The organism is Actinomadura geliboluensis (assembly GCF_043197915.1).
Lineage (GTDB): Bacteria > Actinomycetota > Actinomycetes > Streptosporangiales > Streptosporangiaceae > Spirillospora > Spirillospora geliboluensis.
In genome coordinates, this window is the sequence record NZ_JBICUA010000015.1 from 144,869 (window position 1) to 157,314 (window position 12,446).

Genomic DNA, 12,446 nt, shown 5'->3' on the forward strand with positions numbered 1-12,446 from the left:
GTGAGTCACCTTCGGCGGCCCTGGTGCGTCTGGTGTGTAGACGAACACGAAGGACAGGAGGGGACGTGAGTACCGACCAGGCAGCGGCCTTCGACCGCGAGCGACCGCATCTGCTGGCGGTGGCGTTCCGCATCCTCGGGTCGGACGCGGACGCGCAGGACGTCGTCCAGGAGTCATGGACCAGGTACGCCCGCGCCGAACCGGCCGACATCCGCAACACACAGGCGTGGCTGACCACCGTGGTGACCCGCCTCTGCCTGGACGTCCTGCGCCGCACCCACGAGACCCCGCGGAGCCCCGAGGAACTCCCGACCCCCGCGACCGGCGAGGACCCCGAGGACGTCGCGCTGCTCGCCGCCGAGCTCACCGCGGCCTTCACGGTGGTGGTCGAGGAGCTGACGCCTCCGCAGCGCGTCGCGCTCATCCTCCACGACGTGTTCGGCGCGCCCTTCGAGGAGATCGCCCACATCCTGGACACGACACCGGGCTCGGCGAAGAAGCTGGCCAGCCGCGCCCGGGGCCGCGTCCGCCGCACAGAGTGGCCGGACGCGGAGTCGGGCGAGGCCCAGCGCGTGGTCACCGCCTTCATGAAGGCGGCCCAGCAGGGCGACATCGACGGCCTGGTCGAGGTCCTGCATCCCGATGTGGTCAGGACGGCCGACCCGCAGGTGCTGCGCCCCGGCTCCCCGCAGCGGGTGCACGGGATCGAGGCCGTCGTCGAGGAGACCCGCGCGATGCGCTCCGCCGCCGTGCGGGCACGCCTCGTCCGCATCGACGGACGGCCCGGCATCGCCGTCGGCCCGGGCCGCCCGCGCGCCGCCCTCGTGTTCCACATCGCCGGCGGCCTCATCGTCCGCTACGACGTCGTCGCCGACCCCCGGCGGCTGGCGCTGCTCCACATCGAGGACTGACCATGTCCACCACGTACATCGCCGTCACGCTCATCACGGTCGCGATCAACGCCGCGATCGTCGTCGCCGACCTGGCGAAGGCCCGGTTCGTCCTGGCGAACTCGGCGGAGGTCGGGGTGCCGCGCTCGATGCTCCCGCTCCTCGCCGCGCTCAAGGGCGCCGGCGCCGCCGGGCTCGTCCTCGGACTGCTCGGCCTGCACGTCATCGGGATCGCCGCGGCCGCCGGGCTCGTCGCCTTCTTCGTCATCGCGGTGGCCGCGCACGTCCGGGCGAGGGTCTTCTACAACATCGCCTTCCCCGGCGCCTACCTGGCCTTGGCCGCCGCCTCACTCACCCTGGCCATCGCCAACTGAGATGGCGACCTTTCCCCGAGCGTGGCCGCGTTCGATGTACCGCAGCGCCTCGGGGACCTCGGCGAACGGGTAGGTCCGATCGATGACGGGCGTGACCTTCCCGCTCTCCATCAGCTCCGCCAGGTACTCCAGGTCGGCAGAGTTGGGCTTCCAGCTGACGTTGGCGATGCGCTGGCCGACGAAGGGCGACACCAGGACGCCTCGCAGCCCCAGGGCGGCGGGGCCGAGCAGCCTGCCGCGAGCCGAGGCGATACCGCCCACGATCACGAGCGTCCCGCGCGCGACCAGCGGACGCCGCAGCCGCACCAGCGACCGGTTGCCCACGATGTCCATGACGAGGTCGTACCGCCCGTCCCGCTCGGTGAAGTCTTCGCGGGTGTAGTCGACGACGTCGTCCGCGCCCAGGGAGCGGACCAGCTCGACGTTCCGGGTGCTGCACACGCCGGTGACCTCGGCCCCGAGCGCCTTGGCGAGCTGGACGGCGAACGTGCCGATCCCGCCGGACGCCCCGTTCACGAGGACCCGCTGCCCGGCGGCGATCCGGCCGTAGTCGCGCAGCCCTTGCAGCGCGGTGTGCGCGGCCATCGACACCGACGCCGCCTGCTCGAACGTGAGGCGCGCGGGCTTGGCGGCCAGCCTGTCCTGCGGGACGGCGGCGGCCTCGGCGAACGAGCCCAGCTTGACCTCCCCGAACACTGCGTCGCCGGGCCGGAACCGGGTCACCCCTTCGCCGACCCGCTCGACGACGCCGGCGAGGTCGGCCCCGAGGACCAGCCCCGGCTTCGGCCTCCGCAGCCCGGCGCTGAGCCGCGCCAGCTTCGGGTCGGCCATCGCGTGGCGCCAGTCGTAGGGGTTGGCGGACGCGGCCCGCACGCGCACGAGCACGTCGTCCGGGCCGACGCCGGGCTCAGCGGCGTCCACGAGCGTCAGGACTTCGGACGGCGGACCGTAACGGTGCCAGCTCCAAGCCTTCATGGCGGGTTCCCTTCGGGGGGTGATGGAGTCCCGTGCCTGTCTTCGTCGTACGTCGTAAGTCTGTCGTACCCTGTAAGGCTAACGTACGCCGTAAGAGAGTCAAGGGGCTCGCTGAAGAAAGGGTCACCCGATGGAGGTCACTCGGTCGGCGTTACGAACCGGCGGCGCGGCGCCGCTCCAGCCCTTCCAGGATCAGGTCCAGCGCGAACTCGAACTCGAACTGGTCGTCGCAGAAGCCCAGCGTGCCGTCCGGATCGTCGTGGACGGCGTCCGCCAGCATCCCGACGATGTTGGGGAACCGGTCGCCCATCTCCGCCATGGCGGCCTCGGCGTCCACGCCTTGGGCGGCGTCCGGCTGGAACAACTCCTGCGTGAAGCCAAGGGCGCGGCTGCCCAGGACGTGCAGCGCGCGGTGCGCGAGATCAAAGGAGAACCCGCCCGCCCGCAAGATGCCGACGACCTGGTCGTAGTAGGCGATGACGAGCGGATTCGTGCGGGTCGCGAGCAACTGCGGAGCCCACCGGTGGCGCAGCAGCACCTCCCGGGCCGCGAGGACCCGCGCCCGCAGGGCCGCGCGCCAGTCCTCCGCCGGGTCGGGCGCTTCGACCTTGCCCACGGCCTCCATGACCTCTTCGAGGACCATCTCCGCCAGGCCGTCGAACACGGCCTCCTTGTTGGCGACGTGGTGGTAGAGCGACATCGCCTCCGCCCCGACCTCCTGCGCGAGCTTGCGCATGGTGAGCGAGTCGACGCCGTCCCGGTCGGCCAGCCGCACCGCGCCGCGCAGCACCCGCCTCCGACTCAACGGAATTCGGGGCAGATCGTCGGTATTACTCGGCAGGGTCATAACTCGGTCCTCCGGACGCACCCTATCCGTCCGCGCGGACGAGGCCCGTGCCCGCGCCAACAGAGGCGGCGGCGCGGGCCGGGGCCTCGCCATCGTCGACTCCCCGGTCCGGGCCGACGGCGGCCACGTGGAGGTTCGCACGACCCCGGACACCGGCACGACCTTCCGCGCCCTGCTACCCCCGCATCCTTGACACGGCCACCCGGCCGTTGCGCAGCGACCGGCTGTGCGCGGCGGGCGATCCGATCTCACGGGCGAGGCGCAGCAGGTCGGCGTCCCTCTCGACGGCGAAGCCCCGCGCCGCCAGGAGGCCGGCCATCTCGGCGGGCCTCCATGCCGAGCGCCACGGCTCGTCCGCCGTGGCCGTCTCGACGCGGCCGGCACGGGCGACGAGGTTGAGCACGCCTCGGCCGAGCGCGGCCGTCAGCGAAGGCACCTGGTAGTTCACCAGCAGGACGCTGCCGGGCGCCGACCGTCCCGCCAGCGCGGTCGCCGTCGCGGCGACCTCGGGCTCGCGCAGGTAGGGCACGACTCCCTCCCAGACCCAGACGGTCGGCGCCGCCCGGTCATGCCCGGTGGCCTCGAGGGCGGCGTCCAGCGGCTCGGTGGTCAGGTCGACCGGGGCGAACACCAGCCGTCCCGCCACCGGCGTCAGCCCGGCGGCACGCTCGCGGGCGTCGGCCTGCGTGGCGGGGTGATCGACGCAGAACACCGTCGCGGCCGCCAAGGCGGGCAGGCGCCACGGCCTGCCGTCCAGCCCGGCGCCGAGCAGGACCACCTGCATGCCGTTCCGGTCCGTCACGGCGCGGGTCACCGCCTCGTCGATCACCACCGTGCGGGGGACCACGACCTCGGCGCAGGCGCGGACGGACTCCACCGCCCACCGCTCCCGGCCGCCGGCCCGCTCGGCGGCGGCCTCGTCCCGCGCCGCCTCGACCGGCTCCAGCTCGTCCGGCCGGAGCAGTCGCCTTGCCACCGGATCGCTGAACCGCCCCGCGGCCAGCCTGCCGTCCGCCACCGCGCGCCCCTGGCACACGAAGACCGCCGTCCGGCTGGCTCCGCCCGACTTCATCGCACACCCCCTCGCCGCAACGGTCGCACCTCAACGCGCTCACGAGCAACGCGCGGCACGTGTGGACGCCTGGCGGATGTCCAGGCGACCAGCGCGCACGTTGCGAAAGCGGCGCCGAGGAGGCTGGAGCCCGTCCAGCCGTGGGAGGCGAAGACGGCGGTGGTCGCGGCCGCGCCCAAGGCGGAGCCGAGCGAGTAGAAGACCATGTAGCCGCCGATGGCGCTGCTGGTGCGATCTGGATACGAGGCGGTCAGGACGTGCTGGTTGCTCACGTGCACGGCCTGGACCGCGAAGTCGAGGACCACGATTCCGACGCCGAGGAGCCACAGCGACCACGGCAGTTGCCCGATCGCCGCCCACGAGACGATCAGCAGGACGAGCGCCAGAACGGTGACCGGTGCCGCCCGTCCCGCGTCCGCCCCCCTGCCCGCACGTGCCGCGCCGAGCGCGCCCGCCAGCCCGGCGACGCCGAACAGGCCGATCTGGCTCTCGCTCAGGTGCCACGGCCCGCCCGCCAGCGGCAGGGACAGCCCGCTCCACAGGCTTCCGAACGAGGCGAACAGGAAGAACGCGATGAGCCCGCGGGTCAGGAAGACGCGCTGCCCGAACAGCCCGCCGAGCGAGACGACGGCCTGCCCGTACCCCGTCCGATCGCGACGCTCTTCCGCCGGTAGAACGGCAAGGACCAGGCCCGCGAGCCCGAGCGACAGCACCGCGAGCACGGCGTAGACGCTCCGCCAGCTCCACACCTCGGCGAGCATGCCGGTGACGACCCGCGCGCCCAGGATGCCGACCACGACGCCGGAGGTCACGACGCCGATGGTCCGTCCGCGCTCGCCGGGCGGCGAGACGGACGCGGCGTAGGCCACGGTCGTCTGCACCACGACCGCGAACACCCCGGCCGCCGCGAGCCCCGCGAACGCGACCCATGCGGCCGGCGCCGAGGCCGTGACGATCATGCCGAGGGCGGTGAGCGCAAGGTGCACGGCGATGAGCCGGCGCCTGTCGACCACATCGCCGAGCGGCACCAGCAGCACGAGCCCCGCCAGGTAACCGACCTGCCCGACCGCGATGATCCACCCGGTGTGCCGTGCTGGCACACCGAGATCGCGTCCCATCGGCTCCAGAACCGGCTGCGCTGCGTAGATGCTCGCCACCGCGACACCGCACACCACCGCGAGCAGCAACCGCCGCCACACGCCCATCGCCCCTCCAAGCTGATTAGTAGCAAATTGCAACCAATCGGACCGTACGGCATGATGGTTTCAATCCGCAACCAATCGGGAGGGGTCATGGGGCGCGCTCAGGACGTCGACTGGACGGACCCCACCTGCCCTGTCGCGCGCACGCTCGACCTCGTCGGCGACAGGTGGAGCCTGCTCATCGTCCGCGACGCGATGGACGGGGCACGCTCGTTCACCGAGTTCCAGCGACGCACCGGCATAGCCCGCAACATCCTCACGGACCGCCTGCGCAAGCTCACCGCCCACGGGCTCCTCGACCAGCGCACCGCGCCGTCCGGCCGCCGCCAGGAGTACGTCCTCACCGACGCAGGCCGCGACCTCTTCCCCGTCGTCCTCACCCTGCGGCAGTGGGGAGAACGCCACGCCTTCGCCCCCGGCGAGGCCCACTCAACCCTCGTAGACCAGCACGGCGACCCCGTACCGGAACTCACCCCGACCAGCACCGACGGCACCGTCCTAGACGCCGACACCACCCACGTACAGAAGCCCCACTAACCGACCGTCCTCAGCCCGCTGTCTCGCTGAGTACTGCTCTGCCTAGGCGCGGGTTGGCCAAGGTGGCGGCCGCCGGGCGGCAACTCGGCTCGCACAGAGGGACCGGGAGAACAACGCAAGAAGGACGGACTGATGTGTCCGCCCTTCTTGCGACATCACGTGCAGATGACCAGTTGCTCGACCGGACGAACCGGGCGTCTAGGTTCGACTCGTCCGACGCCTCCTTCAGGAACTGATCACTGAGTTGAACAGTCCGATCGCTGCGCCCCCGGCGGCACCGCCGGCGATGAGGGCCTCGGGGACGGAACGGCGTGTCGCGTAGGTGAGCAGGCAGACTGCGACCGCGACGAGCGCGGCCAGGAGGAAGATCAGCGCGCTGCGGATGGTGAGTAGAGCCGGCCCCTGATCGGAGTTGGGACGCTGAGCCATGATGTCGCACTCTCCTTGAGAGAGGGGCTGAAGTGGTGGACGCCAAGGCATAGGCCCATCCGTCCCGTTTCCCCTCGCGTTGATCGAGTGAACTGATCTGGGTGGTGTTCTCCCAGCTCAAGGCTGTTGCGTGAGGGACGCCCCAAAAAACCTGGTGATGGCGCGAGGGGAAACCTGCGTTGCCGTCCTATGTCGTCGTGCACGGTAGTAACCCTCAAGAGCCGCGACGGGACGGAGGCGTGGCATGTCCACGGTGCAGGATGAATCGCCAGGGCCGCACGTCCCGCCCGGGACGGGTTCTGCGACGGGCCAGGACCACGAGGTGGAGGTGCCCCAAGACGAGGCTGAGTTGGCCATCGACCTCGACCTGACTCAAGAGTTGATCGCCGATGCCGAGGCGGAGCTGGTACCGGAGGCATCGGGGCAACCCGCACCAATTTCCAAGGCCGAACGGCTGAAGGCCGACCACCTGATGGTCACGATGGTGATCGAAGAGGGGGTTGGCGGCCCTCGCGAGGCTTATCTCCTGCAGCAGTTGGTGCGGTACGCGCGTCCTGTGCTCAAGGCGTTGTTGCGCGACGGCCGGATCTTCGCCAAGTGCAGCAGACTGCATCGGCCGGTCGGCGATGAGATCTCCTTCCTGGATTGGTCGGACATGGACCGCGACGAGATCGCCCAGGACATGATCTCCGATGCGTTGCCGGTGTTCAGGAAGAGCGTCTTCGAGCAGCGAAGGTGGGCTCCTGAAAAAGGGGCTTCTCTCGCCACATACTTCGTCAATGCCTGTGCTCTCCAGTTTCCGGCCATCTATCGCAAGTGGAATGAAAATCGTCGGCGGATGGTGTCGCTTGAAGACGAGCACATCAAGGCTCTGTCGGATGGCCGGAGCGCCGACCCGGCCTTGCAGGCGGTGACCCAGGACAGGCTTGCTCGGGCGCTGGGACCCGTGGACCCGCAGATAAAAAATGCTCTTGCATATTACGCCGCAGGATTTACAATGAAAGAAGCCGCCGAGCGAGCAGGAATAACGGAGAAGCGGCTTGAGGGAGCGTTGGCCAGGCTTCGTAAGAAGCAAGCAGGTGGAAGGGATCCACGGCCTGGCGGAGGGGAAGGGCAGTGCTGATGGCTGGACAGGATGACTTCGAAGCCCCGACCGATGTTCCCGAATCCCAACCGGACGACAGGCCGGCGGAGGCCAATGAGGCGGGGCAGGTGGACGATCAGTTCCGCATGCTTCTTGAGACTTCCTCGCTCGGCACTCCCGCGGCCCGCCGAATCAGGTCTATGACCGCTCCGGAGGAAGCCGAACAGATCATGCAGGAGCAATCTTCCGGTTCCTCCGCGGATGCCGGTGAACTACCACCCGCAGGATCCGGAGCCGTTGAGTCCGCGATGCTCGCAGTACCAGAGCGGTTCCCGAACGCCGAGTACGGCGATGACATCATCGAGACCATGATCGGCGCGATGAAGCCACGTGAGCAGCGCGGCGGCTTCACGCTCGTGGTGTCCTTTTGTCGAGAAGAACCACTTGCCGACCGCTATCACCTCCTCAAGCTGGTCACCGATGCCATGACCGCATCGCATCCTTTGCGCTGGTATTGGACGGCGCTCAATGACGCTGACGCTTTCCTCTTGCCGATCACGCTGGCAGATGTCTCCTTGGTCGGGGATGTGGTCAAGCTGCTCGAACAGAAACTGGCCGCCTACAACACTGGCCAGGAGAGGCCATCCCAGTTGAAGGTCACGCTGCATGCGGGCATGGCCGCTCTTGGTTTCGAGGCGAACAGCCCGGCTCCGATCTTCACCAGGCGCCTCCTCGGGGCGAAGGAATTCGATCGGTTCTTGGACCTGTCGCCGTCGGCGGGCCTGGCGATGATCCTTCCTGACTGGATCTTTCGGCGGATCCAAGAGTCCCGGTATGACATCGGTATGAGTCCGAAGATGTTCCGCCGGACCTATCTCCGAGAGCTTTCAACGGCCGTCTGGGTCTATGTCGGAAGGTCGAGCGGTCTTGAAGGGGGAGGAGTAAGCGGTCCAGGCTCCTCTCCCGTGCGGGACCACGTCCACGAGATCGAGCGAAACCTCGGAGCATCGACTGATCCGCAAGCCGGCCAGGCGCTGGTGTCGTCCGGGGTGTTCATCATGTGTGTGGATTCCCTCGACGACGGAGAGTCTTTTCCGCAACGCTCCTGGGCGGCGGTGATGTACGCACTGCAGTCCGCCGCGTTCGCGACGGGCGTGGTGTTGCAGGAGCCGCGATGCTTTGAACGCAACGGATACGCCGTTTTCGCCATCTCGGCTCTCCCCCAATGGGAGGCGGCCAGCATTTTGCCAGCCGTCGCGACCCGGTTGCGAACCTCCAGCGCTCATACCTTGCCGGTCCGAGCGGGCTGGGTGAACATGCCGGAGGCTGCTGGAAGCGACTTGTTGGCTGATCTCGCACTGCTGGCCGAGCCCGGCGATTGCGGGTTGAGGAGCAAACGAACGCGGTCGATGCCTCGGACGCTGCCGGCCGAGTCGTCTTCCGGACGTGTGCTCCAGCGACAACGATCACTGCTGCTGGCAGTGGAGTTGAACTACAAGGAGGCCCAGGGTCGGGACGGGTTCCTGCGTCGTTACCCCTCCGGCGGCGAAGCCGATGTGGCGAGCGTGCTCTACGCGATGATCCATCAAGCGTTGGCAGCCGCAGCGCGCATCTGGAACCCGACGACGTACGAGACCGGTGAGAGCGGTTTGCTGGTCGTGGTGCAGGCACCGATCTGGCAAAGCTCCGAACTGCACGAACTGGTAGAGGACCTCGTCGGGCTGGTGGGCCGCTTCAACAGTGTCCGTTCCGCCGCCGACCACGTGAGAATCACCCTTGCTCTCCATGGAGCGGGGCGCACCGGTCAGGACGAACGGCCCAATCGGCAGCTGATGCAGTTGATGCAGCTGCTCGAGATCGCGCGTGCCGACAGTACGCCGCGAGCGGACTTGGCGGTCATCACGTCCGACCACATCCATTCCGAGTTGCGAGCCGGGCCGTACTTCTCCAATGCCTCCCCAGTCACGGTCAGCGGCCGGCCGGCGGGCTGGCTGGCCTATCCAACCGGGCGTCCGCACGAGATCAACGACCGACCTGGCCGTCCGCGCTTCTCGCTGAACGGCCCACGTCTCAAGGCCCCTGCCGTTCCTGAGAGCAGCGAACGGGCACACGGCCAGGCTGCGGATGCGGGTAGAACATGCTCCGAGATGTGGGAGTCGGATCTGGATTCGGTCGCTACCCCTGCTGCATTCGCCGCCGCACTCAAAAGGGTGCACGCAGGCGCGGGTAGCCCCTCATATCGCCGCCTAGAGGCGGTCACCAAGGATTCCCCGTTCCCCCTGCGCCGTTCAACCATCGCCGACTTTCTCGCCGCGCGGCGGATGCCCAGTAAGGGGGCACTCGAGACATTCCTGCGAGCATGTGATGTGGCGCCACCCCGTATCGCCGCCTGGGAGGCGGCATGGCGACGTCTCAAGTCCGATGACAGGCAACGCAGCGACAGGCGACGCGGCGCCCCTGCGACCGCCGGTCCCGCGGCTCCAGCCCAAGAGGGCTCCTCCTCCCAGCGGCCCGGGTTCTGGAGTGCCCTCACTAGTGTTGAGAGAGCCGACCTTCTCGCGATCGCGCAGGAAGCCGTGCATCCGGCCGGGACGGTGCTGTGGGAGGAAGACGATGTCGCCGACCACGCCATCGTGATCAAATCCGGATCGGTGCGCGTCTGCGTGGAGCGGGACGGGCGCGAACGGATCATCGCCTTCCGAGGCCGCGGCGACATCGTCGGCGAGCGCGCCGCCCTGCTACTGCGGCGGCGGTCGGCGACCATCGTCGCGATGGAGCCGCTGCACGTGCTCGGCCTGACCACGCAACAGTTCGTCGGCTACTTGAGCGCACATCCCCGCGTGGTGGGCGTATTGGAAGGCGAGATGTACGAGCGGCTTACCGAGGAGCCGCTCCAGCAGCAAGGTGCACAATGGACGGCCGCAGGGTTGGACGGGGAGGCGTCACAGTACGCCCCGCCCCATCCGGCGTCGTTGGTCAGAGCCATGACACCATCTCGACGGAGCAGCCTTTACGACACAGACGCATTGGCGAGCATCCTCACCACTCCTGCCGGAGGCACCCCAAGCGCTAGTGGTTTGGTTTCCATGGGGGAGCCGTCCGTCCGCACTCCTTCGTTGCTGTCTGGAGGGAGCATGCAGTCATCGCCTCTCGCGCAGCAGACCCCGTCGATGGCCTTTACTCCGGCCGCATCCTCCGGTCCGGCGCCGGCACACCAGCACTGCACCATCGTGTTCACTGATATCACTGGCTTCAGCTCCCGCAGCCGCGACGAGAAGAGCAGGATCGAGATGCGGCGTGCCATGTTCGCCGCCCTGCGTGAGTCGTTCGAGGAGGCGCGGATTCCCTGGGAATCGTGCTACAGCGAGGATCGCGGCGATGGGGCATTGATCGTCGTGCCGGCCGAGGTCCCCAGCGCTACGGTCGTCGACCCGGTCATCGCTTCCCTTGAAATGCGTCTGCGTCGTCACAACCGGCGGTCTGCCAGCGCGGCCCGCATCCAGCTCAGGGTCGCGGTCGACGTCGGACCCGTGCTGCCCGATCCACCGGGTGTCTCCGGCTGGACGATCATCAACGCGGCCCGGCTCCTCGACGCCGCACCACTGAGGCAAAGACTCGCCGCGACGGGGGCCGACCTAGGCGTCATCGCGTCAGGGCTGACCTATGACACCGTCATCGCACACAATCCCGGCCATGTAAACGCCGATGAATACGAATCCGTCAGTTGGGATGTGAAGGGAACACGCATCAAAGGCTGGATCTACTTGTCCGGATGTCCGCAACGGTTCACGATGCCGGCGGGCGGTGTTCTATTGGGCAGTGGCGTACGTCCAGCAACAGAAAGCCAGACCAGCCATCCGGCACCGGCTCTGGAGTGCTGACCGGCGACTAGGGAACCGCGCCCGACTCAGATCTTGTCACCCGCCTACTTGCTTGACGTCCACGTAGTGGTCGTCATTGTTCCGACAACCGTTCATGCTCCGGTCTGGGGACGGACGGACAGCCCCGCTCCTCGTAGTAGCGAAGTCGCCAGTGGTGTCGCAGATCCTGCACTGAGCATGATGCCCGATGGGACGAAGCCGTCCTCAGCCTGCCGTCCAGTGGCGGAGCTTTTCGGGGTTGCGCATTACCCAGATGTGCTTGATGCGGTCGCCGACGACGTCGAACGCGAACACCGTCACGGTGACGCCGTCCTCCTGAGCCACTAGGCCAGGCTGACCGTTCACCGTGCGTTCCAAGAGCGCCATGTTGGCGGGCCTCAGGTTGGCCAGTTCGACCCAAGCGTGCGCGATCGGCTCGCCGCCTTCGATGGGGTCCAGGAAGGCGACGGCTTGGCCGCCGCCGTCGGCGATCGCCGTGGCGTCCGGGTCGAGCAGGCCGATGAGGGCGTCGATGTCCTTGGCCTCCCACGCCCGCTTGAAGTCCCTGACAACCTCGGCGCGCTGGGCGGTCGTCCTCGCGGGGGCCTGCGCATTGCGGATGCGGCGGCGCGCCGACGAGGCCAGCTGGCGGCAGGCCGCCGGCGTGCGGCCGACGATCTCGGCGACTTCGGCAAAGGAGTGGCAGAAGACGTCGTGCAGGATGAACGCGACGCGCTCCGCCGGAGTCATCGATTCGAGCACGACCAGGAAGGCCAGGTTGACCGACTCGTCCAGGGTGATCCGGTCGGCCGGGTCGGCGGGGACGCCGCCGGTCCACTCCGCGCGTTCGGGGAGCGGCTCGGGGATCCACTCGCCCACGTAGGTCTCGCGCCGCGCGCGCGCCGAGTTGAGCACGTTGAGGCAGATGCGGCTCGCGACCGTCGTCAGCCAGGCGCCCGGCGACTGGATGGCGTCCTGCTGCTCCCGCGACATGGCGTACCAGCGGGCGTAGGTCTCCTGGACGGCGTCCTCGGCCTCGGCCACCGATCCGAGCAGCCGGTACGCGAGATTGATCAGCTGGCGCCGCTCTCTCATGATCGCGTCCAGACCCGGGTCGAGCGGGTCCTCCCCTCGGGTGGTCATGGTGCCGGCGGCTCCCTCGGTCGCTTCCGTCCT

The 12,446-nt window shown here is 68.6% G+C and carries 12 protein-coding genes; 6 read left to right on the forward strand and 6 right to left on the reverse strand.

All coding sequences use genetic code 11. The features are described 5' to 3' along the window. Nucleotides 1-65: 65 nt before the first annotated feature. Nucleotides 66-911 carry a sigma-70 family RNA polymerase sigma factor gene (locus ACGFI1_RS38155; protein WP_392792551.1) on the forward strand — a complete coding sequence of 282 codons (846 nt, stop codon included), beginning with the start codon at nucleotides 66-68 and terminating at the stop codon, nucleotides 909-911. A 2-nt stretch (nucleotides 912-913) separates the two neighbouring features. Then, on the forward strand, nucleotides 914-1,264 hold the full coding sequence (locus ACGFI1_RS38160) for a DoxX family protein (protein ID WP_138635630.1): 351 nt from the start codon (nucleotides 914-916) through the stop codon (nucleotides 1,262-1,264). On the opposite strand, the gene ACGFI1_RS38165 is transcribed toward ACGFI1_RS38160, so the two are convergent. Both ACGFI1_RS38165 and ACGFI1_RS38170 read right to left on the reverse strand, forming a co-directional pair. Continuing rightward, complete coding sequence (locus tag ACGFI1_RS38165; protein WP_392792552.1) at nucleotides 1,238-2,239, reverse strand: NAD(P)-dependent alcohol dehydrogenase; 1,002 nt, start codon at nucleotides 2,237-2,239, stop codon at nucleotides 1,238-1,240. The genes ACGFI1_RS38160 and ACGFI1_RS38165 overlap by 27 nt on opposite strands. Before the next feature lie 151 nt (nucleotides 2,240-2,390). Continuing rightward, nucleotides 2,391-3,086 carry a TetR/AcrR family transcriptional regulator C-terminal domain-containing protein gene (locus ACGFI1_RS38170; RefSeq protein WP_392792553.1) on the reverse strand — a complete coding sequence of 232 codons (696 nt, stop codon included), beginning with the start codon at nucleotides 3,084-3,086 and terminating at the stop codon, nucleotides 2,391-2,393. Here ACGFI1_RS38170 and ACGFI1_RS38175 point away from each other — a divergent pair. Continuing rightward, nucleotides 2,974-3,279 (forward strand): ATP-binding protein, encoded by a 306-nt coding sequence (locus ACGFI1_RS38175; RefSeq protein ID WP_392792554.1) that lies wholly within the window; start codon nucleotides 2,974-2,976, stop codon nucleotides 3,277-3,279. The genes ACGFI1_RS38170 and ACGFI1_RS38175 overlap by 113 nt on opposite strands. Here the strand turns inward: ACGFI1_RS38175 and ACGFI1_RS38180 are convergent. Beyond that, on the reverse strand, nucleotides 3,262-4,158 hold the full coding sequence (locus tag ACGFI1_RS38180) for a class I SAM-dependent methyltransferase (RefSeq protein WP_392792555.1): 897 nt from the start codon (nucleotides 4,156-4,158) through the stop codon (nucleotides 3,262-3,264). The genes ACGFI1_RS38175 and ACGFI1_RS38180 overlap by 18 nt on opposite strands. After that, nucleotides 4,155-5,363 (reverse strand): MFS transporter, encoded by a 1,209-nt coding sequence (locus tag ACGFI1_RS38185; protein ID WP_392792556.1) that lies wholly within the window; start codon nucleotides 5,361-5,363, stop codon nucleotides 4,155-4,157. Before ACGFI1_RS38185 ends, ACGFI1_RS38180 begins: the two co-directional genes overlap by 4 nt. A gap of 87 nt (nucleotides 5,364-5,450) precedes the next feature. On the opposite strand from ACGFI1_RS38185, the gene ACGFI1_RS38190 reads away from it, so the two are divergent. Continuing rightward, entirely contained in the window at nucleotides 5,451-5,897 is a 447-nt protein-coding gene (locus tag ACGFI1_RS38190; RefSeq protein WP_392792557.1) for a winged helix-turn-helix transcriptional regulator, read from the forward strand. Between the two features lie 225 nt (nucleotides 5,898-6,122). On the opposite strand, the gene ACGFI1_RS38195 is transcribed toward ACGFI1_RS38190, so the two are convergent. Beyond that, a complete protein-coding gene (locus ACGFI1_RS38195; RefSeq protein ID WP_138635620.1) occupies nucleotides 6,123-6,326 on the reverse strand; it encodes a hypothetical protein in 204 nt (67 codons plus the stop codon). Between the two features lie 244 nt (nucleotides 6,327-6,570). On the opposite strand from ACGFI1_RS38195, the gene ACGFI1_RS38200 reads away from it, so the two are divergent. Then, nucleotides 6,571-7,449 carry a hypothetical protein gene (locus tag ACGFI1_RS38200; RefSeq protein WP_392792559.1) on the forward strand — a complete coding sequence of 293 codons (879 nt, stop codon included), beginning with the start codon at nucleotides 6,571-6,573 and terminating at the stop codon, nucleotides 7,447-7,449. Beyond that, nucleotides 7,449-11,291, forward strand: coding sequence for a cyclic nucleotide-binding domain-containing protein (locus ACGFI1_RS38205; protein ID WP_392792560.1), 3,843 nt, complete (start codon nucleotides 7,449-7,451; stop codon nucleotides 11,289-11,291). The genes ACGFI1_RS38200 and ACGFI1_RS38205 overlap by 1 nt, the downstream gene beginning before the upstream one ends. A gap of 204 nt (nucleotides 11,292-11,495) precedes the next feature. Here the strand turns inward: ACGFI1_RS38205 and sigJ are convergent, their stop codons facing one another. Next, nucleotides 11,496-12,413: an RNA polymerase sigma factor SigJ gene (gene sigJ, locus ACGFI1_RS38210; protein ID WP_392792562.1), complete on the reverse strand. Its 918-nt coding sequence runs from the start codon at nucleotides 12,411-12,413 to the stop codon at nucleotides 11,496-11,498. Nucleotides 12,414-12,446 lie beyond the last annotated feature (33 nt).

Coding starts and splice junctions, on each gene's coding strand:
- ACGFI1_RS38180 (WP_392792555.1), bottom strand. CDS start 4,158: ATGAAGTCGGGCGGAGCCAGCCGGACGGCGGTCTTCGTGTGCCAGGGG.
- ACGFI1_RS38195 (WP_138635620.1), bottom strand. CDS start 6,326: ATGGCTCAGCGTCCCAACTCCGATCAGGGGCCGGCTCTACTCACCATC.
- sigJ (WP_392792562.1), bottom strand. CDS start 12,413: ATGACCACCCGAGGGGAGGACCCGCTCGACCCGGGTCTGGACGCGATC.
- ACGFI1_RS38165 (WP_392792552.1), bottom strand. CDS start 2,239: ATGAAGGCTTGGAGCTGGCACCGTTACGGTCCGCCGTCCGAAGTCCTG.
- ACGFI1_RS38175 (WP_392792554.1), top strand. CDS start 2,974: ATGGTGAGCGAGTCGACGCCGTCCCGGTCGGCCAGCCGCACCGCGCCG.
- ACGFI1_RS38190 (WP_392792557.1), top strand. CDS start 5,451: ATGGGGCGCGCTCAGGACGTCGACTGGACGGACCCCACCTGCCCTGTC.
- ACGFI1_RS38170 (WP_392792553.1), bottom strand. CDS start 3,086: ATGACCCTGCCGAGTAATACCGACGATCTGCCCCGAATTCCGTTGAGT.
- ACGFI1_RS38160 (WP_138635630.1), top strand. CDS start 914: ATGTCCACCACGTACATCGCCGTCACGCTCATCACGGTCGCGATCAAC.
- ACGFI1_RS38185 (WP_392792556.1), bottom strand. CDS start 5,363: ATGGGCGTGTGGCGGCGGTTGCTGCTCGCGGTGGTGTGCGGTGTCGCG.
- ACGFI1_RS38200 (WP_392792559.1), top strand. CDS start 6,571: ATGTCCACGGTGCAGGATGAATCGCCAGGGCCGCACGTCCCGCCCGGG.
- ACGFI1_RS38205 (WP_392792560.1), top strand. CDS start 7,449: ATGGCTGGACAGGATGACTTCGAAGCCCCGACCGATGTTCCCGAATCC.